Consider the following 276-nt stretch of genomic DNA (forward strand, 5'->3'; position numbering starts at 1 on the left):
GTGCTGCAACCGCATGAACGGCACCGGGCCGCAAATGTAGTAATCGGCATCGGGCAGCAGGAGCGCGTCCTTGATCGCATTCACGTCGACCAGCCCTTTCAGGTCGTAGTCGACGCCTTCCACATCTTGCGGCAGCGGGTCGTCGTAGAACACGACGAGCTTGAAGTTCGCATGGGTGCTGGCCGTCTCGCGCAGCCGGTCACGCATCGCATGCACGCCGCTGTTGCGCGCGCCGTGCACGAACACGACTTGCCGGTGCGAATCCTGGATCGCGCG

1 pseudogene is annotated in these 276 nt (G+C 63.8%); it reads right to left on the minus strand.

The features are described from left to right. Positions 1 to 276 (minus strand): annotated as a pseudogene (locus SB771_RS34270) (nitric oxide dioxygenase); the annotation flags it as partial.

Origin of the sequence: Burkholderia sp. SIMBA_051, from assembly GCF_046534915.1 — a bacterium.
Taxonomy (GTDB): Bacteria; Pseudomonadota; Gammaproteobacteria; order Burkholderiales; family Burkholderiaceae; genus Burkholderia; species Burkholderia ambifaria.